This is a genomic window from Kribbella sp. NPDC058693, from assembly GCF_042715335.1.
GTDB classification, from domain to species: Bacteria; Actinomycetota; Actinomycetes; order Propionibacteriales; family Kribbellaceae; genus Kribbella; species Kribbella jiaozuonensis.
Genome location: NZ_JBHXSQ010000001.1, coordinates 1,689,823 through 1,707,111, shown reverse-complemented (window position 1 = coordinate 1,707,111; position 17,289 = coordinate 1,689,823). Strand labels below are relative to the sequence as shown.

General features: G+C 69.2%; 17 protein-coding genes. 8 read left to right on the top strand and 9 right to left on the bottom strand.

Annotated features, from left to right (window positions below):
- Nucleotides 1-9 precede the first annotated feature (9 nt).
- On the top strand, nt 10-1,068 hold the full coding sequence (locus ACFWUU_RS08155; protein WP_380173742.1) for a glycosidase: 1,059 nt from the start codon (nt 10-12) through the stop codon (nt 1,066-1,068).
- Nucleotides 1,065-2,963, top strand: a complete 1,899-nt coding sequence (locus tag ACFWUU_RS08150) for a hypothetical protein (protein WP_380173740.1) — start codon at nt 1,065-1,067, stop codon at nt 2,961-2,963. Before ACFWUU_RS08155 ends, ACFWUU_RS08150 begins: the two co-directional genes overlap by 4 nt.
- Here the strand turns inward: ACFWUU_RS08150 and ACFWUU_RS08145 are convergent.
- From ACFWUU_RS08145 to ACFWUU_RS08125, 5 genes are all read right to left on the bottom strand, one after another.
- Entirely contained in the window at nt 2,944-3,978 is a 1,035-nt protein-coding gene (locus ACFWUU_RS08145) for an aminoglycoside phosphotransferase (RefSeq protein WP_380173738.1), read from the bottom strand. The two genes, ACFWUU_RS08150 and ACFWUU_RS08145, sit on opposite strands and share 20 nt — an antisense overlap.
- Nucleotides 3,979-4,007: 29 nt before the next feature.
- Nucleotides 4,008-4,715: a helix-turn-helix domain-containing protein gene (locus tag ACFWUU_RS08140; protein WP_233714549.1), complete on the bottom strand. Its 708-nt coding sequence runs from the start codon at nt 4,713-4,715 to the stop codon at nt 4,008-4,010.
- A gap of 37 nt (nt 4,716-4,752) precedes the next feature.
- Complete coding sequence (locus tag ACFWUU_RS08135) at nt 4,753-5,709, bottom strand: VanW family protein (protein WP_380173736.1); 957 nt, start codon at nt 5,707-5,709, stop codon at nt 4,753-4,755.
- A 137-nt stretch (nt 5,710-5,846) separates the two neighbouring features.
- A complete protein-coding gene (locus ACFWUU_RS08130) occupies nt 5,847-6,848 on the bottom strand; it encodes an Rv3235 family protein (RefSeq protein ID WP_380173734.1) in 1,002 nt (333 codons plus the stop codon).
- A gap of 1 nt (nt 6,849) precedes the next feature.
- A complete protein-coding gene (locus ACFWUU_RS08125; protein WP_380173732.1) occupies nt 6,850-8,694 on the bottom strand; it encodes a LysM peptidoglycan-binding domain-containing protein in 1,845 nt (614 codons plus the stop codon).
- A 169-nt stretch (nt 8,695-8,863) separates the two neighbouring features.
- On the opposite strand from ACFWUU_RS08125, the gene ACFWUU_RS08120 reads away from it, so the two are divergent.
- Entirely contained in the window at nt 8,864-9,409 is a 546-nt protein-coding gene (locus ACFWUU_RS08120) for a hypothetical protein (RefSeq protein WP_380173730.1), read from the top strand.
- A gap of 140 nt (nt 9,410-9,549) precedes the next feature.
- On the opposite strand, the gene ACFWUU_RS08115 is transcribed toward ACFWUU_RS08120, so the two are convergent.
- On the bottom strand, nt 9,550-9,798 hold the full coding sequence (locus ACFWUU_RS08115) for a helix-turn-helix domain-containing protein (protein ID WP_137253023.1): 249 nt from the start codon (nt 9,796-9,798) through the stop codon (nt 9,550-9,552).
- A gap of 168 nt (nt 9,799-9,966) precedes the next feature.
- Between ACFWUU_RS08115 and ACFWUU_RS08110 the strand changes: the two genes are divergently transcribed.
- The 5 genes from ACFWUU_RS08110 to ACFWUU_RS08090 all read left to right on the top strand — a co-directional run bounded on the left by ACFWUU_RS08110 (nt 9,967) and on the right by ACFWUU_RS08090 (nt 14,773).
- Nucleotides 9,967-10,626 (top strand): hypothetical protein, encoded by a 660-nt coding sequence (locus tag ACFWUU_RS08110; RefSeq protein ID WP_380173728.1) that lies wholly within the window; start codon nt 9,967-9,969, stop codon nt 10,624-10,626.
- Complete coding sequence (locus tag ACFWUU_RS08105; RefSeq protein ID WP_380173726.1) at nt 10,626-11,897, top strand: CpaE family protein; 1,272 nt, start codon at nt 10,626-10,628, stop codon at nt 11,895-11,897. Before ACFWUU_RS08110 ends, ACFWUU_RS08105 begins: the two co-directional genes overlap by 1 nt.
- Nucleotides 11,898-12,009: 112 nt before the next feature.
- Nucleotides 12,010-12,804 carry a DUF4097 domain-containing protein gene (locus ACFWUU_RS08100; protein ID WP_380173724.1) on the top strand — a complete coding sequence of 265 codons (795 nt, stop codon included), beginning with the start codon at nt 12,010-12,012 and terminating at the stop codon, nt 12,802-12,804.
- 65 nt (nt 12,805-12,869) lie between these two features.
- Complete coding sequence (locus tag ACFWUU_RS08095) at nt 12,870-13,541, top strand: HAD family hydrolase (RefSeq protein WP_380173722.1); 672 nt, start codon at nt 12,870-12,872, stop codon at nt 13,539-13,541.
- Nucleotides 13,538-14,773 (top strand): glycosyltransferase 87 family protein, encoded by a 1,236-nt coding sequence (locus tag ACFWUU_RS08090; RefSeq protein ID WP_380173720.1) that lies wholly within the window; start codon nt 13,538-13,540, stop codon nt 14,771-14,773. The genes ACFWUU_RS08095 and ACFWUU_RS08090 overlap by 4 nt, the downstream gene beginning before the upstream one ends.
- On the opposite strand, the gene ACFWUU_RS08085 is transcribed toward ACFWUU_RS08090, so the two are convergent.
- From ACFWUU_RS08085 to ACFWUU_RS08075, 3 genes are read right to left on the bottom strand one after another with little or no spacing between them, the layout of a single operon-like run.
- Nucleotides 14,718-15,476 carry a nucleotidyltransferase domain-containing protein gene (locus tag ACFWUU_RS08085; RefSeq protein ID WP_380173718.1) on the bottom strand — a complete coding sequence of 253 codons (759 nt, stop codon included), beginning with the start codon at nt 15,474-15,476 and terminating at the stop codon, nt 14,718-14,720. The genes ACFWUU_RS08090 and ACFWUU_RS08085 overlap by 56 nt on opposite strands.
- Entirely contained in the window at nt 15,476-16,792 is a 1,317-nt protein-coding gene (locus ACFWUU_RS08080; protein ID WP_137253029.1) for a hypothetical protein, read from the bottom strand. The genes ACFWUU_RS08085 and ACFWUU_RS08080 overlap by 1 nt, the downstream gene beginning before the upstream one ends.
- Nucleotides 16,792-17,280 (bottom strand): cupredoxin domain-containing protein, encoded by a 489-nt coding sequence (locus ACFWUU_RS08075; protein WP_137253030.1) that lies wholly within the window; start codon nt 17,278-17,280, stop codon nt 16,792-16,794. Before ACFWUU_RS08075 ends, ACFWUU_RS08080 begins: the two co-directional genes overlap by 1 nt.
- Nucleotides 17,281-17,289 lie beyond the last annotated feature (9 nt).

Below are 17,289 nucleotides of genomic sequence, written 5' to 3'. Positions count from 1 at the left end.
AGGCTTCTCGTGACTGTTCCCTACACCCTCACTCGCGTCGGCGTGCTCATGACCGCCGAGCCGGGCAACGAGCTCGAGGCCGAGGGCGTGCTGAACCCGGCGACCGGACACACTCCGGACGGTGCGCTCTACCTGCTTCCCCGTCTGGTTGCTACTGGCAACATCTCCCGTGTCGGCCTGGCTCGCGTCGAGCTCGAGGACGGGGTGCCGGTAGGCGTCGAACGCGAGGGTGTGGTCCTCGCGCCGGACGAAGGCTGGGAGCGAGGCAAGAACAACGCCGGCGTCGAAGACCCGCGCGTCACCTTCATCCCGTCCCTCGGCCTCCACGTGATGACGTACGTCGCCTACGGCCCGCTCGGCCCCAAGCCCGCGCTCGCGGTCTCGTCGGACCTGCGGGACTGGCGCCGCCTCGGTCCGCTGCACTTCGAGTACCAGCCCGATCTCGACACGGACCTGAACCTGTTCCCCAACAAGGACACGGTCTTCTTCCCCGAGCCAGTGCCCGGCCCCGACGGCGAACCGTCGTACGCGATGCTGCATCGGCCGATGTGGGACCTCGGCTGGTTCCGTGAAGGCGAAGGCGTGCATCTGCCCGCCGGTGTGACCGATGACCGGCCGGGGATCTGGGTCTCGTTCGTGCCCGTGGCAGCCGTCGAGGCCGACCTGCGGAACCTCGTTCACCTGCGTAATCACCGGCTGGTCGCGATGTCGGAGTACCCGTTCGAGGAGCTGAAGATCGGCGCCGGACCGGCACCGCTGCGGATCCCCGAGGGCTGGCTCGTGATCCACCACGGCGTGACCGGCGAGCAGCCGGAAGGCTTCGACCCGACCACGCAGAAGGTCTGCTACGCCGCCGGTGCGCTCATCCTCGACGCGGAGGACGTCACCCGCGTCATCACCCGTACCACCGAACCCCTCATGGTCCCCGAGACCGACGAGGAGAAGATCGGCACGGTCGGCAACGTCGTCTTCCCGACTGCGATCGAGCAGGTCAACGGCACCCAGTACGTCTTCTACGGTATGGCCGACGCCGCCATCGGCGTGGCCAGATTGGACCGTCTGCCATGAACCCGACCCGCCGCACCGTCATCGGCGGAGCCATCGCAGTAGCCGCCGCCTCAAGCGTCACGCTCCCCGCCTCAGCAACATCCGGCCGCCTCTCCAACCTCGCGCACCTCGACTTCCTCCGCGCGTCCGTCACCCCTCCGGCAACTCCCGGTCACACCACCTTCGGCAGCGGTCCGGTCGGCGTGCTCTGGACGTACGCCGACCGCCAGCCGGACGGCTCGTACAAGCGCATCGGCGGGGGCAGCTGTGACGCTTCGACGAACACCTATGCGCAGGGTGCGTTCAACGCCGACGACATCGCCCGGGCCGCCGTCGTCTACCTGCGGCACTGGAAGCAGTTCCACGAGACGGCGTCGCTGGACGCGGCCCGTGGGCTTCTGCGCAGTCTCACGTTCCTTCAGTCTGGGAGCGGCAACGTCGTCCTCTGGATGCAGCCGGACGGCACGCTGAACCCGAGCGCCGACCCCGTCGAGCTCCCGGACCCGTCCGACTCCGGCCCGTCGTACTGGCTGGCCCGAACGGTCTGGGCGCTGGGGGAGGGGTACGCCGTCTTCCGCAAGACCGACCGTGCTTTCGCTAGCTTCCTGCGCGATCGTCTCGAGCTCGCGATCGCCGCGCTGGAACGTCAGGTATTGGTCCGCTACGGCCAGTACAACGTGGTCGACGGGCGCCGCCTCCCGGCCTGGCTGATCGTCAACGGTGCGGATGCGACCAGCGAGGCCGTTCTCGGACTGTCGGCTTATGTGGAAGCGGGCGGTTCACCCCGGGCCCGGCGTGCGCTGACGCAGTTCGCGAACGGCATCGCGGCGATGGCGGCCGGGTCCACGCGCGAGTGGCCGTTCCGCGCGCTGATGCCGTGGGGCGAATCGATCTCCGACTGGCACGCTTGGGGCGCGCAGATGCCCTCCGCCCTCGCTGCCGCTTCTCACGCTCTCGGCTCACGGAAGCTGCTGGCGCCGGCACTCGGCGACGCCGCAGGCTTCACGCCGCTCCTGATGACGGCCGGCGGTCCCGACAACGGCTGGCTGCCGGTGCCGATCGACCGCACCCAGATCGCGTACGGCGTTGACGCCCGCCTGCAGGGCGTACTGTCCGTCGGCCTGAAGCACGTCGCCGCCTTCGTAGCCGCCTGGTACTTCGGTGCCAACCGCGCCGGCCAGCCCATGTACGACGCCGGCACCGGTCGCACGTACGACGGCATCTCCGGCGACGGCACGATCAACCGCAACTCCGGGGCCGAGTCCAGCATCCACGGCCAGCTCTCGATGCTCGCCCTCGACGCCCACCCGGACGTGGCCCGCCTGACGGGCACTCCGTCGTACGACGGCCTGCAGATCGTCGAGGCCGAATCCGGCACCGGCGGACAGGTCGTGACACCGCCTTCGGCCTGGACCGGCGAATCCCAATGGAGCAACGGCTCCTACCTGTCCCTCGACGGTACGGCGACGTGGACCGTGCCGGCGTCATCGCAGCCGCGGCTCGTGCTTCCGGTCGTCAACCTCGTAGACAGTCCGACACCGGCTCGCACGAACTGGACCGCAGGCTCGCGAGCGCTTGGCACGCTCACACACGTCTGCGGACCGCAAGGCATCTCCGCCGCACCCGGCGCTCTCCTGCCGTTGACGCTTGCCAACCCTCTTCCAGCCGGAGCCACCGCTCTCAGCGTGAGGGCACAAGGCACGGCGCAGCTGGATGCGCTGCTGCTTCTGCCGACTGTCAGCAGTCTGCGCATCGGGGACGCCGTGTTGCTGGCCAGTGTGGACACGCACGCTCGCGTCGTGAGTGTCTCGGGTAAGCATTCCTACAGCTACGATCCGTCCGGCAAGCTAGTTGCCCGGGGCAACGCTTCGCGGGCGCTCGTCGTACCGGGTGGTTTCACCGTCGTGCTCGGCTGAGCGCCTCGGCACACCAGTCGGCAACGAACATCAGCGCCTGACCGCGCTGGTGGAACAGTCGCCGGCTGTCGACCTGGCGGTGATAGGCGTTGTGGGCGGGATCGGACGCGCGGCCGAGCAGACCCGGCAGCAGCCACGCGTACTTGACCCCGGACGCCATCACCGCCAGTCGGACCTGATTGGGATCGCCGCGCCAACCCGCTTCGTGCAGGCCGTCGAGGTAGTTGGCGATGCAGGTCTCGGCGAGCTCGGGGAGGCGTTCGACCGGCCAGAACATGTCGAAGACCGCGTCCGGGATGTAGTTGCCGATGTCCTCGCCGAGCGCACCGTCACCGGTGAACGCCCAGTCGAACAGGGCGAGGTCACCGGTCGGGCGCTGGATCACGTTCGAGACCCAGAAGTCCAGGTGGCAGGTGGCGCGGGGGAGACTCGCGACGAGATCGAGCAGTGCGTCGCGATGAACCATCAGCTGGGTCCAGGCCTGGCGCAGCTGACTCGGCCAGGTCTCGCGGATGAGCGGCTGCCGCCAGGCCGCGTCGTCGGTCAGCACCTGCCACGGCACCTCGCGGGTCGTCGAGTAGTCGCGCAGGAATCCTGTCGACGTCCACGGCCTGTTGGTTGCGGGCTGTGCCTGCCAGCGCCCGAAGGCCCGGGTGAGTGCCGCGTGCTCGGCGAGGCTGAACTGGGTGCCGGACGTGCCGCCGATGTCTTCCATCAGCAGTACGGCGCCGTCCGGCCACTCCTCGACCTGCGCCTCGGGCAACACCAGCCCGGCGTCTGCTAGCCGTCCGCGGAGCTCGTCGTCGCGGTACACCTCGAGCTCGCGGCGCCAGTAGTTCCAGTGCCGCGGATCGGTGGACGCAGCCCACGGACCGGTCGAGTCGGCCGTGCTCTGGAGCTGCTTGCGTACGGCGGTGCGGCCGTCGGCGTACGTGATGCGCTCGACGGTCGCCGTCACCGCATTGAGCGGATTGTGGCGCAGAGTCGCCGTACCGACTTCCGGGTGACCGGTCATGAAGAGCAATGCTGACATGCAGCGGTGGCTCAGCCCAGCAGCGTCTTAGGTGGTAGACCGGTCAGCGCTTTGACGTCGCGGGTGAAGTGGGCCTGATCGGCGTACCCGGTGAGGGTGGCGACGTCGGCGAGGGCCAGACCGGTGCGGGCATGGTCGAGGGCGACGTTCATCCAGAGCACTCGGTCGAGCATCTTCGGCCCGTACCCGAATGCGTCCAAGCAGCGTCGGTGCAGCTGCCGCTCGCTCAGGCCGATTGTCCCTGCCAACTTGGAGACGCCGGCGCTGCCGCGGAGCAGTCCGCCGCGGACATTGCGCAGTACGTAACTGATCAAACGGTCCGGCGGCTCATCGACCAGGTTGGCGACCTCTACGTCCAACGCGACGGCCGGGTCGGGTGACGATCTGATCCGGTCCAGTAGTTGTCTGCTGCGGGTCGGTGACCACAGGTCGGCCAGCGGGACCCGCTCGTTGAGCAACTCGCGAGCCGGTACGCCGAGGAAGCCGGGCGCGGCACCGGGCGCGAACCGGATCCCGGCGTACTGCGTCCCGCGTGCGGCGCTGCCCGTCCAGGCATGACTGTCCGGCCCGGCGACCATCAGGTCACCGTCGACCAGCAGGATGTCCATGCAGCCGTCGGGCAGGATCCGGTACTCCCCGCCCTCGGCCGTGCGCGTCCACAGATCGGCGTCCGGAACGCGTGCAGGACGCTCCCGGTACGGCTCGACCGTGACTGTCATACCGCCAGTCTGCTACGGGCCGCCGACAGTTTCTTGTTCAGCGTGGCACCACGACGTCGAGCACCGGTACGTCGACCGGGAGGTACTTGACCAGGGCAACGTTCTCGCGGATCAGCTCGTCGCGGAGCGGTGTGCCGGTGCGTCGGTCGATGACCGTCCGCCAGATCTCGTTGCGGCGGAAGTAGTCCGCGCCGACGCGGAGGAACCGCTCCTCCTTCGCGAACACGCGGTACGACTCCGGACCGGCGACGTCGGCCAGGATCTCGCCCTCGAGGTAGCGGTCGCCGACGTCGACGTGCAGCTGGAAGGTCTGGTCGGTGTCGTTGCGGAACTGCAGGTCCACGTAGTTGTAGACGATGCTGCAGCCCACGCCCCACGGCAGCACCCGGCCGTTGTCCGGGAACGGGTCGAAGCTGTGCGTGGACCGCTGCGTCACGGTCAGCGGCGAGTGCAGCACCATCCAGTGCAGCAGGTTGGCGAGCTGGCAGATGCCGCCGCCGATACCCGGCCGGGCCTGCCCGTTGGACAGCCGCATGCCCTTCACATAACCCTTGCGACGGGTCGCGTTGCCGACCAGCTTGTTGAAGGAGAACGTCTCACCCGGGCGGATCAGCAGTCCGTCGACCTGCGCGCAGGCAAGCTTCAGGTTGGTCACCTTGTTGTGCTGCATCCACATCTCGGTCTCACCGAGCTGGCGCAGCAGCAGCGACTTGTGCCGCTTCACCCGCACCGGAAGATCGCCGGCCTGCCGGATCTCGGCGTACGGCGTGCTGGACCTGATCCACTCGAGCCGCTTGAGCACACGGTGGTACCGCACCGCCAACGGGTAAAGCAGCGGCATCCGCTCGCTCCACCGGCGATGATGCACCGCGGGCAGAACCCGGGCCCGCTCCGCGTCACTCAGCTCGTGCACCTCGACCCGCCACGGCGTACCCGGCGTCGCCCCAGTTGACTCCGGCGCGCGCAGTGAGGTGGCGATGGTGGTCTCGGACATCATTCCCCCGAACGAGTTGGCCGGCCCCGCGGCCGACCTCGGTTACCGTACGCCGCCGCGAGCCCATTCAGATGACAGCAACCGCACGATCCGATTGCGCTCGATATGACGCTTCCTGCGCCTGAAGAGTTCGACCCTCAGCCGATCTCGAGCGCGGTGCAGACCCAGCGGTTGCGCCGGATCTCCATCCGCAACGCAATCGCCCGCGAGCGGTCACCCCGCCGTACATGCGCAGCCACTTCGGCCACCAACGGCTCAGGCATGAACACCCGCACCGACTGCACACTGCTCTTCTCTTTAGCCCCGCGGGTCGTCGCAGTCGTGGTCAACCCCAACAACCGAACCCGCCGATTCAACTCCATAAACACCTCATCATCGGTAAACCGAACCAACTGCGAAATCGGCCGATCCCCCGCCAACACCTCAGAAACCGCCTGAGCCAACCGCCCACCCCAAACTCGAGCCCCCGGCACCCGAGGCGCATGCTCACCGGCCTGCGCCCCGGTCACCCGGGGCACGCCCGCGCTGGTCTCCGCCTCGGGGACCCGCCGTGCGTCCTCGTTGGTCTGCGCCTCGGGCACCTGCTGTGCAACCTCGTTGGTCCGCGCGTCGGCGACCCGCGGTGCAACCTCGTTGGACTGGGCCTGGGGGACCCGGGGTGCGTCCTCGTTGGTCCGCCCCTCCAGCACACGCGCGACCTCGTTCGTCTGCTCTTCGGGGGTCGTGCTGGTGTGGGCGGGCTTGGTGGCGTGCGGCGGCTGGGCTCCGTCAGGTTGCCCGGCCGCCTGCTTGTCGGCGGCCGGCACGACGGTGAGCTTGCGGGCCTGCGGCTGGTGAGTGGTGAGCGCCGTGATGCTCGACGACCGCCGCGGCGCGGAGCCGACGCCGAGCCGGGTGATCGCTTGCAACCGCAGCGCCAGCGCGCCATCCGTCAGCTCAGCCGCGTACCGAGCCGTCGCCGGGACGGTGTGCTCACCGCGCACCGACCGCAGCCGCGGACGGGCAACAGACGCAAGCACATCCGGGGTCGCGGTGGGTTCGTTCGCCGCGGACGTCGGGTTGGTGACGGCCATGAGAGCCTCCATCGGTTCCGGTGCTGAGGTCGCGTTCGTGGTGGCGAGGTTCTGGGACTGGCTCATGTCACGGCTCCTGATGGGTGGGCGGGAGGTGGCCGGTAGACACGGGCGGCACACGGAGTACCTGCCCGGGAAGAATCAGGTCGGGGTCATCCCCGATCACATGCCGGTTCACGGCGTACCACTCAGGCCACCGCGCGGCGATCGCCTCATCCGAGGCCCCCGCCCCCAGCTCCCGAGCAGCCAGACCCCACAACGAGTCCCCGTCCCGCACCACAACCCGCACCGCGCCCCCGGCCCGAACCTCGGTATACCGAGTAGGAGCCCCATCAGTAGGCCGATCCGGCACCCCCACCCGCACCCGCCCAGCCGCCGCTCGCTCAGCCGCCGCTCGGTCAGCCGCCGGCCGCTCAGCCGCCGGCCGCTCAGCCGCCGGCCGACCAGCCGCGGTCGGGCTCTTAGCGCCCGCCTCCAACCCACCAACCTGCAACTCCGACCCCGGCTCCACAGCCCGCCAACCACCAGCAGACTCCCGCTGCGACTTAGCGCTGCCGGACTCCTGCCGAGAGTTGGTGGTCGCGGAGTCCTCCTGGGACTTGGTGCTGGCGTCGCCCTGCTCGGACTTGCCGGTGGGTGGCTGTTCTGCAGTTGTCCGGTGCGCGTCGGCGCCGCCGATCTGCACCCGGGACGCGGGCTCGGTGGAGCGCCAGTTGTTGGTGGACTGCTGCCGGGAGTCGGTGGTGTTGTCGTACTGGGACTTGGTGGTGGGTGGCTGTGCTGCGGCTGTCTGGTGCACGTCGGCGCCGCCGAGTTGCAGCTCCGAGGCGGGCTCCATGGCCCGCCAGCCGCCGGCGGACTCCCGCTGGGACTTCGTGGTCGTGGACTCCTGCTGGGACCTGGTGGTCGCGGGCTCCTGCTGGGACCCGGTGATGGTGTTGTCCTGCTCGGACTTGGTGGTGGGCGGCTGGACGCTGGCTGTCCGGTGTACGTCGGCGCCGCCGAGTTGCAGCTCCGAGGCGGGCTCCACGGCCCGCCAGCCGCCAGCGGACTCCCGCTGGGACTTGGTGATCGCGTCGTCTTGCTGGGAGTTGGCGGTGGCGTGCTGAGTCGTGGTGGTGGGCGGCTGTGCTGCGGTGGTCCGGTGGGCGTCGGCGCTGCCGATCTGCACCCGGGATGCGGGCTCGGTGGAGCGCCAGGTGTTGGCGGACTGCTGCTGCGAGTTGGTGGTGGCGGCGTCCTGGTCGACCTCGGTGGCGGAGTCCCGTTGGGTCTTGGTGGTGGGTGGTTGGGCCGCGGCTGACCAGTGGGCGTCGGCGGCGCCGAGTTGCACACGGGATGCGGGCTCCGTGGAGCGCCAGGTGTTGGCGGACTCGTGCCGGGGGTTGGTGGTGGCGTCGTGCTGCTGGGTCCTGGTGGTGGGTGGCTGGGCGGCGGTTGTTCGGTGGGTGTTGGCTCCGGCGAGCTGCGCCCTTGAGGTGGGTTCGGTGGGGCGCCAGTTGGAGTCGTTTAGGTGGATGGCGGGGGCGGGTTGGTTCACGTGGAGGACTTGGGTGCTGTGGGTGGGGGTGGCTTGGGCTGCGCCGACGGTGAGGGGGGTGACGGCGGCGACGCCGAGGCCGGAGCGGAGTAGGGCTCGTGCTGTCTTTGTCGTGATCCGGCCGGCGACGACCCCGGCGAGCTCCCCGACGACGCCGGGGATCTGCTCCAGCGCCGTGCTGAGGACCGCCAGCACCAGCCACGCGTACGCGATCCACGCGACCGTCCCGACCGCGAGCACGGTCAGCGAGTCCAGGTCGTACGTCCGCGCGCCGTCGATCGACCCGGCGGTCATCCACCGCAGCAGCAGGCCGAGACCGACCAGCGCGAGCACCGCGAGAGTGCCCTTCAGCCCTCGGATCATCGCGTTCATCCCGCTTCGCTCCCGACCTATGAGTTTGCGTTAGTTTGCTTTGGCTTGACCACTATAGACCGGTTCTAGGCGCACTTTGCAAGTCCTTAACGCACACAGCGTCGTTTTCCCGTGCGGAGCGTGACCACCGACCGTCAGCCGGCACCCCGGGACCGGTAGGTTCGCGGTCATGCGGTGGGATGCGTTGTTCGCGGACCTGGAGTCGCAGTTCGAGGCGCTCCAGGAGTCAGATCTGTACGGCGAAGTAGCCGATCGGATCCGCACCGAGGTCGGGAAGATCACCGTCCTCGACCGGCTCCGCGGCGCGGTGAACACCGTCGTACGCGTCGAACTGAACGACGCCGAGCCCGTTCGCGGCATGCTGAGCCGGGTCGGGAAGGACTGTCTGCTGCTCGAGACCGAGCGCTACGAGGAGTGGCTGATCCCGGTCACCGCGCTGGTCGCCGTACACCGGCTGGGACCGTGGGCCGAACCGGCCGGCGCTGTCGAAGGCAAGCTTGGGCTCGCCCACCTGCTCCGGGGAATCGCGCGTGACCGCTCACCGGTCACCCTGTTCTGCAGCGGCGGGGGCCCCGTCACCGGCACCATCGACCGCGTAGGCGCCGACTTCCTCGAGCTCGCCGAGCACCCCCTCGACGCCCCCCGCCGCCGCTCCGAGGTCTACAACGTCCGCCTCGTCCCCACCCAATCCCTCCGAGCCCTCCGCCGCCGCTAACCCGCGGCCGCGCGCCGCCGCTAACCCCGCCGCCCCGGCAGCAGCCGCCCTCCGCCGCCGATGACCCCCGCCTCCAGCCCGGGGCGGATGTGATGTGGCTTGTCTGTCTCGACGCCAGCTCGTCGGGGCAGATCTGGGAGCTAGAGCTGGGCGTCCTCTGGGGTTTCGGCTTCTTCGCCGAAGGGGTGGGTGTTGATGAAGTCCTTGGTTTCGGTGTAGAGCCGCTCGATGTACTTCTCCAGCTCGGTTGCCTCGACCCGCCACTGGCCCCGGCCGCCGATCTTCACCGCGGGGATGTCGCCGCGGCGGACCAGCGCGTAGACCTGGTTGGCGGAGATGTTGAGCACCTCGGCGACGTCGGCGAGCTGGAGGAAGCGGGGACCCGGCATCCGTCGGACTCCTTCACATAGTGGCTGGTTGTTTCAGTTTGCCACGGTTGGCGGATGGATGACCGGGTTTGTCCCCAGCCTGTGACTGCCTGTGAATGACCGTTCACGCCGCGAGCGCGAACCAGGCAGAATGTCGCCCGAGAACGATCGATTGACTGGGGAGACGACGTGGTCGAGACAGCCGTGCGAAGTGGATTCGGGGCGCCGTCCGCCCCGGCCCAGCGCAACCGCAAGGCCCGGTGGAAGGACGGCCGCCTGGTCCTCGGCGTGCTGCTCGTCGCCGTCACCGCGCTGGCCGGCGCCAAGCTGCTGTCGTCCGCCGACGACACCACCACGATCTGGGCCGCCAAGCACGACCTCAAGGTCGGCGTCCCGCTGACCGACGACGACCTGACCACGGTCCGGGTCCGCTTCACCAGCAGCAACGACGCCGAGCGATACCTCGCCGCCGACGCGAACGTGAAGGGCCTGGTCGTCGGCCGCGCCATCGACGAGGGCGAGTTCCTGCCGAAGGACGCGGCGGTCGCCAAGTCCGACCAGGACCGCACCGAGCTCCCGCTCTCGGTGGCGACCGGCCGCCTGCCGTCCGACACCGCGGTCGGCGACATCGTCGACGTCTGGGTGGTGCCGAAGGAGGAAGGCCAGCCGGCCAGACCGCTGTGGAGCAGCGTCCGCGTCTTGCAGATCGACTCGGTCAAGGGCGTCTCGGGCAGCACTGCGCGACGGCAGGTCCTGATCGGGCTCACCACAGCCGACCTGCCCCGCATCCCCGCCGCGCTGACCGCGATCGGCGCAGGCGAGCCGACCCTGGTCCGGAAGGCCGGCTGATGTCGATCCCGGTCCTGCTCGCCGTCACCGGCGCGCCCTGGGAGGCCGACGTCGTCCAGCGGACCGAGCGCGCGCCAGGGATCAAGGTCGTACGGCGCTGTGTCGACATCGCCGACGTGATGGCCGCCGCGGCGAGCGGTCAGGCCCGCGCCGTGCTGCTCGCCGACGCCCTGGCGAGGCTCTCGTCCGACGCGGTCGCGGCGTTGCACGCGCGCGGCATCGCCGTCCTCGCCCTGGTCGACCCGACCGAGAACGGCGCACCCTTCGGCCCGGAAGACCGGCTCAGTCGGATGGGCATCGAGCGGATCCTGCCCGCCGACGTGAGCCCGACCGACCTCGGGCGCGCGGTGACCGAGGCCGTCGAGTCCGGCCCGGAGATCTCGACGGCTCACTTCGCGGGCGGATTCGTGCCGATCACCCCGGAAACAGCCGCCAACTACGAACCCCCGCCGTACTCCCAAGGCGCCGGCCGGCTGATCGCCGTCTGGGGCCCGACCGGGGCGCCGGGCCGGACGACGGTCGCGGTCAACCTCGCCTCCGAGCTCGCCGCGAAGCGGGTGCCGACCCTGCTCGCCGACGCCGATGTGTACGGCGGGACCGTGGCGCAGATGCTCGGGATGCTCGACGAGACCTCCGGCCTGGCCGCCGCGGCACGCTCGGCGTCGAACGGTTCGCTCGACATGATCACGCTCGCGAAGCACGCCCGGCAGGTCGCGCCGCACATGCTCGTGCTTACCGGCCTCAGCCGCGCCGACCGCTGGACGGAGCTCCGTCCCGCGGCGATCGAGGCGATCTGGTCAACGGCCCGGGAGCTCGCCCCGGTCACGGTGGTGGACGTCGGCTTCTGCATCGAGACGGACGAGGAGATCTCGTTCGACTCGCTCGCCCCGCGGCGCAACGGCGCGACCGTCGCGACGCTGGAGCAGGCCGACGAGGTGATGATCGTCGGTACTGCGGATCCCGTCGGCCTCACGCGCTTGATCCGGGCCGTCCACGAGGTCCGCGCCGTCGTGCCGTCGACGAACGTCCGCGTCGTCGTGAACCGTCTCCGCTCCGGAGCACTAGGCGGCTCACCCGGAGACGCCGCCGCGGAGGCCCTGGGTCAGTATGCGGGAATCGAGCCCGCCGCCCTCCTCCCGTACGACCTGAACGCGGTCGACGCCGCCATGTCCCACGGCCGCAGCCTCGCGGAGGCCGCCAAGTCCAGCAAGCTCCGCAAGTCCTTCCAGCAACTGGCCGCCACTGTCGTCAACGAGCTCGTGCCGGCCTGAGCAAACACGACGGAAGTCAGGGTCGGATCGGTGGGGAACCAGGGGATAACCCCGCCGACAGCCTGCCGACGATGTGCCAGGGTTGGCAGTACTTCGACCCGCAGGGAGTGTCATGTCCGATGTCCAGGGCCGGCCGTCGAGCTCGATGAGCACGAACCGTCGGTACGGGATTGCCATCTCCGTCGCCCTCATCCTCGGCGGCGCGTACTGGGCGCTCACCGGGCTGACCGAGGGCACCAAGAGCGGCCAGGAGTCCTACACGGTCGGCGGCGACTCGCTGCTGGTCAAGAGCGGCGCCGCGACGCTCGAAGTACGGCCGGGGGACGGCACCGAGCTGAAGGTCGAGCGGCAGTCCGAGCGGAACGTGTTCGGCTCCGATCCCAAGGAGAAGTACGACGAGGGCGGCGGCAAGCTCGAGCTGAACAGCGGCGGGTGCGGGTTCCTGTCGTTCGGGTGCAAGACCAGCTACGTGCTGACCGTGCCGCGGGACCTGAAGCTGACGGTCGAGAGCAGCAGCGGGGACGTGACGGTTTCCGGGTTCACCGGCGGGGCAGAGGTGAAGTCCAGCTCCGGTGACATCGAGGTGCACGATGTCGGCGGGCCGTTGCGGATGGAGTCCAGCTCGGGAGATCTCGAGGCGGACGGCCTGACCGCGACGTCCGTGATCACGCGCAGCAGCTCCGGCAGCGCGACCCTGGACTTCACCGTGGCGCCGCAGTCGGTCGACGCGAAGACGAGTTCGGGCGACCTGTCGATCCAGATCCCGTCCGGCGACGAGTCGTACAAGGTCGACACCAAGACCTCGTCCGGCGACGAATCCGCCAACGTGAAGATCGACCCGAACGCCACCCGCACCATCCAGGCCAAGACCTCCTCCGGTGACGTCACCATCGAGTACAACCACTGACCACGGGGAGTGAGGGCCGGGGCCGGAAGCGTGATGACGGCCCCGGTCTGAGTAGGCTTGCGGGCATGGTTGAGGTGCAGGTGGTGCCGCGTGGTCTGTTGGTGGACTGGGGCGGCGTACTCACCTCCGGGCTGGAACCGGCGCTGCGGCGCTGGGCCGAGGTCGACGATTTCGACTTCGACTCCTACCTCGAAGCAGTGCTGAAGTGGCTGCCTGCGCCGTCGCCCGAGGACGCGGCCGCGGAGGCCGAGCTCAACCCGGTGCACGCGCTCGAACGCGGCCAGATCGCCGTACCCGACTTCGAGCGGAAGCTCGCCTCGATGCTCGTCCGCCGCGACGGTACGCCGGTGCCGGCCGAGGGCCTGATCGAGCGGATGTTCGCGCACTTCGAGCACCAGCCGGCGATGTCCGGACTGGTCCGTCGCGCCAACCAGCGCGGGATCAAGACCGCCCTGCTGTCGAACTCCTGGGGCAACACCTACCCACGCGACACCTGGGACGGGATGTTCGACGACATCGTCATCTCCGGCGAGGTCGGCCTGCGCAAGCCCGAGCCGGAGATCTTCCTGCTCGCCGCCCGCCGGCTGAACCTGGAACCGTCGGAGTGCGTCTTCATCGACGACCTGCAACTCAACGTCGACGGCGCCCGCGCGGTCGGCATGACCGCGATTCTTCACACCGAGTACGACGAGACCCGGCGAGCGCTGGAAACCCTGTTCGGAGCCGACCTGACGTGACCGTGACCACCCCTCCCTCCTCCCCGACTCGTCCGGCCGGCCGCCGCAGCATCGTCATCGGCGTTCTCGCCTGCGCCGCACTGGTCGCCGTCGGCGCCTGGATCGCGCACCTGTACGGCGGCATGATCGACCTGCGTGTCTACCGGATGGGTGGCTCGGTCCTCCTGCACGGCGACTCGCTGTACGACGCGAAACTCCCCGGCGGCTCGAACCTCCCGTTCACGTACCCGCCGTTCGCCGCGATCGCGATGGTCCCGCTGGCCGCCGTACCGTGGGGTGTCGCGCTGGTGGCGTGGACGACGATCTCGGTGCTCTGCATCGCCGCGCTGTGGCGGGCCAGCCTGACCAAGACGTTCTGGTCGTTCTTCACCCAGCGGAAGCGGACGGCGGTGCTGATCGCGCTGACCGCGCTGTCGCTGCTGCTCGAGCCGGTCTGGCAGACGATCCAGTTCGGCCAGATCAACCTGTTGCTGACCGCAATGATCCTGCTGGACCTGGTCCGGCCGAACAACGCGCGGCTGCGGGGCTTCTGGCTCGGTGTGACGATCGGCGTCAAGCTGACCCCGCTGCCGTTCCTCGCGCTGCTGATCGTGACGAAGCAGTGGCGGGCGCTGCGCAACGCCGTACTGGGCCTGCTGGCGACGATGGCGATCGGGTTCGCGATCGTGCCGCACCAGTCGTGGCGGTACTGGACCGACGTGATCCTGGACGCCAACCGCGTCGGCGGGATCGCATACACCGGCAACCAGTCGTTCAACGGATTCCTGCACCGGATCGGCAACGACGCGAGCTGGGTGCAGCCGACCTGGTTCGTCGTCTCGGTGGTGTTCGGGCTGCTCGTGCTGTGGCTGGCGCGGCGCTATTGGCTGGCCGACGAGCGTGTCACCGCGATCTCGGTGATGGCGCTGGCGGTGCTGTACGCGTCGCCGATCTCGTGGAGCCACCACTGGGTCTGGATCATCCCGCTCGGCGTCAGCCTGATCCGTGGCGTCAACCGCGTCTGGGGTCTCAACCCGGCCGTGATCACCGGCGTACTGTTCTACGGCCTGTTCGTACTGCGCTCGATCTGGTGGGTCCCGTATCGCGACGACCGTGAGCTGAGCTGGTCCTTCTGGCAGTCGATCCCGGGCAACTCGCACCTGATCGTCGGCATGATTGCGTTCATCCTGCTCGCAATCACCAGCCGCAGCCTGCATAAGCCGTCAGCTCCCGCAACGTCCGAGTCAGCCTGACCGCCAGCTCGCCGTCGACCTCACCCATCTCGGCCAGCAGTACGTCGACACTCGCACGGAACGCCCGCTTCAACTCGGCGGCGTCGAGCGACCGCACCAGCGTCGGCTCAACCGCCCAGGTGGTAGCCCCAGGCAACAAATGCAGCCCGCGACCCTGCGCATGCGGTACGCCGTGGCGCAAGCACATCAACATCAGCACGTGATCCCGCACGCCGCTGATCATGTACTCCGCCTGCCACGCCCTGCCCCGCGCGATACTCGACCGCGCGTGCAACGCGTAGAGCCAGCCCATGCCGATCAGGTCGACGGGATCGGGCGCACCGCGCGAGGGCTGCTCGACTGCTTCGCCGAAGAGCAACCGGAAGGTGGGACCAAGGGCGCCGAACGCGTCGGCCGGGGCGAACGCGATGTCCACCTGGAGGGTGGAGGGCAGGAGGAAGACGCGGTAGATGGTTGGTCCTGCCCACATGTCCGTGTGATGGATGGCGCCATGCGAGGCATACATCGTCGCCGTCCAGTCAGCGAGCACGGCCGCCTGATCGGCGTCAGGCGCGAGGCCTAGGGCCAGATCGATGTCCGACCACACGTCCTCGCCGCCAACCGCTGCTGATCCAGTGAGGGCGGCGCCGCCAACTCGTGCATCCGCTCGGGCCTGCGCGACCAAAGCATCGCGCAGGGCCGAGCGGTCGGCAGGCGTGTACATCAGGACGAGAACAGCAGGAGCAGGCCGCCGCACGTGTAACCGACCATGACGACGAGCAATGGGATCTGTCCTGCCAGCGCCTTCGCGCGCGGGAACAGCGCGACCGCGCGGTCATGGGCCGAGATGACGCCGAGGAGGTGGCCGCAGACCACGGCGAGCACCTGGATGACCGCGATCGCCGTGCTGTGGTTGGTGATGCCGGTGTTCACCGCGAGGAGACCGGTGCCGAAGATGTTCGCGCCGTTGCTGAGCGGGTCGCTCAGGTAGATCAGCGTCCGCTGCCCTTCCAGGATGAACAGCGTCAGGTAGTGCGCGACGACGTACCCGAAGGCGATCGGTACGACGGAGTGGGCGAACAGGCCCGGCAATGAGGTCCGCGAGCTGTCGGACAGCCGGCCCGCGAGGACGGTGGCGCCGGAGAACGTGCCCAGCACGACCAGGATGAAGACGATCAGTGCGGCCGTGCCGAGCCACGTCATCGAGATGTCCTGGTTCTGCGCCCAGCCGATCCAGGTCGACGAGTTCGAGAACCCGTCGTACGCCGTCGAGCCGAGCAGGGCCGCGACCATGCCGACGAGGCCCGGCTGCGGCTTCAGGCCGTCGAGGTTCTCCAGCGGACGTCGTACGACGAGGGCCCCGTCGGTACGCCGGCCCCACGGGGACAGGCGGGACATCAGCGTCGCGTAGACCTCGAACGGGTCGCCCTGCGAGAACCACCGGTCGCCGAACAGGATCGCCCCGAACATCGTGATCACGACGTACAGCGCGATCCAGGCCTGCAGCACCGGGATCGTCGCGCGGTCCGGCGCGACCAGCTCGAGCCAGGTGAACGCGAAGATGCCGAGCGCGGCCGGCCATAGGCCCACCCACGCCGGCAGCTCGAGCAGGCCCTTCGACGGCGGTTGGCGAAGCAGCTTCGAGAGCAGGAGGTGGATGGTGCGCAGCGGGTTCAGCGTCCGCCAGACCGGGCCGAGCGCGATCGAGATCGGCACCAGCCCGACCCAGACCAGGATGTAGATGAACCCGAAGATCGGGTTCGTCAGCCGGTCCACGCCGAACATCAGCGACACCATCGCGTACAGGAAGGTCGCCAGCCCGACCACGCGAACGATCCACCGGAACCAGCCCGCGTCGACCGTCCGGGTGATTGCGGCAGGCAACGGCTTCCCGGACGCGTTCCCGCGGTACTTCGGACTCCGCCACGCCAGCCCGAGGACGACGAAGGACAGCGCTACCGCAACCGCGGCGCCGCCCACCGCCAACCCGAACGGAATCGGCAGATCCTGCCGACCCCCGATCCCATGAAGTGGGATCATCACGAAACGACGAGCTTGGCGACCAGCTTGCCGCTCTTGTGCGTCTCGACCTCGAAGGTGCCCTTCATGTTCGCGGTGAACTTGACCGAGGCGGGCTTGCCCGGGCTCAGCTCGAGCTCCTTGTCGTACCCGTGGATGTGCAGCTCGTCGTCGGCGTCGCTGATCACCTTGACCAGGACGGTCTGGCCGGCCTTCACCTTGATCGTCGCGCCGCTCGGGTTGACCTTGCCGTTGGCAACGGTGACGTCGATGGTCACGTCGGCCTGCTCGCCGGACGGGTCCGCGGTGTTCGACGGGGAGCTGGTGTTCGGCGAGCCTGGGGTCGGGGTATTGGTCGGGAGGGTCGACGTCGGCGTACCGGCCGGGGCGCTCGGGGACGGGGTGCTCGAGCCGCTGTTCGAGTCGCCTCCACCACAGCCGGCCAGGACCAGCATGCCGAGGGTGGGCAGGAGGGCGGTGGCGGCACCGCGAGTGAGCGTCGAACGCATCGGACCAGA

What these genes read in the sequence shown, in the direction of transcription:
- ACFWUU_RS08100 (WP_380173724.1), top strand. Translation starts at nt 12,010, where the DNA reads ATGTCCGATGTCCAGGGCCGGCCGTCGAGCTCGATGAGCACGAACCGT.
- ACFWUU_RS08080 (WP_137253029.1), bottom strand. Translation starts at nt 16,792, where the DNA reads ATGATCCCACTTCATGGGATCGGGGGTCGGCAGGATCTGCCGATTCCG.
- ACFWUU_RS08135 (WP_380173736.1), bottom strand. Translation starts at nt 5,709, where the DNA reads ATGTCCGAGACCACCATCGCCACCTCACTGCGCGCGCCGGAGTCAACT.
- ACFWUU_RS08125 (WP_380173732.1), bottom strand. Translation starts at nt 8,694, where the DNA reads ATGAACGCGATGATCCGAGGGCTGAAGGGCACTCTCGCGGTGCTCGCG.
- ACFWUU_RS08085 (WP_380173718.1), bottom strand. Translation starts at nt 15,476, where the DNA reads ATGTACACGCCTGCCGACCGCTCGGCCCTGCGCGATGCTTTGGTCGCG.
- ACFWUU_RS08120 (WP_380173730.1), top strand. Translation starts at nt 8,864, where the DNA reads ATGCGGTGGGATGCGTTGTTCGCGGACCTGGAGTCGCAGTTCGAGGCG.
- ACFWUU_RS08130 (WP_380173734.1), bottom strand. Translation starts at nt 6,848, where the DNA reads ATGAGCCAGTCCCAGAACCTCGCCACCACGAACGCGACCTCAGCACCG.
- ACFWUU_RS08115 (WP_137253023.1), bottom strand. Translation starts at nt 9,798, where the DNA reads ATGCCGGGTCCCCGCTTCCTCCAGCTCGCCGACGTCGCCGAGGTGCTC.
- ACFWUU_RS08095 (WP_380173722.1), top strand. Translation starts at nt 12,870, where the DNA reads ATGGTTGAGGTGCAGGTGGTGCCGCGTGGTCTGTTGGTGGACTGGGGC.
- ACFWUU_RS08105 (WP_380173726.1), top strand. Translation starts at nt 10,626, where the DNA reads ATGTCGATCCCGGTCCTGCTCGCCGTCACCGGCGCGCCCTGGGAGGCC.
- ACFWUU_RS08150 (WP_380173740.1), top strand. Translation starts at nt 1,065, where the DNA reads ATGAACCCGACCCGCCGCACCGTCATCGGCGGAGCCATCGCAGTAGCC.
- ACFWUU_RS08145 (WP_380173738.1), bottom strand. Translation starts at nt 3,978, where the DNA reads ATGACCGGTCACCCGGAAGTCGGTACGGCGACTCTGCGCCACAATCCG.
- ACFWUU_RS08075 (WP_137253030.1), bottom strand. Translation starts at nt 17,280, where the DNA reads ATGCGTTCGACGCTCACTCGCGGTGCCGCCACCGCCCTCCTGCCCACC.
- ACFWUU_RS08140 (WP_233714549.1), bottom strand. Translation starts at nt 4,715, where the DNA reads ATGACAGTCACGGTCGAGCCGTACCGGGAGCGTCCTGCACGCGTTCCG.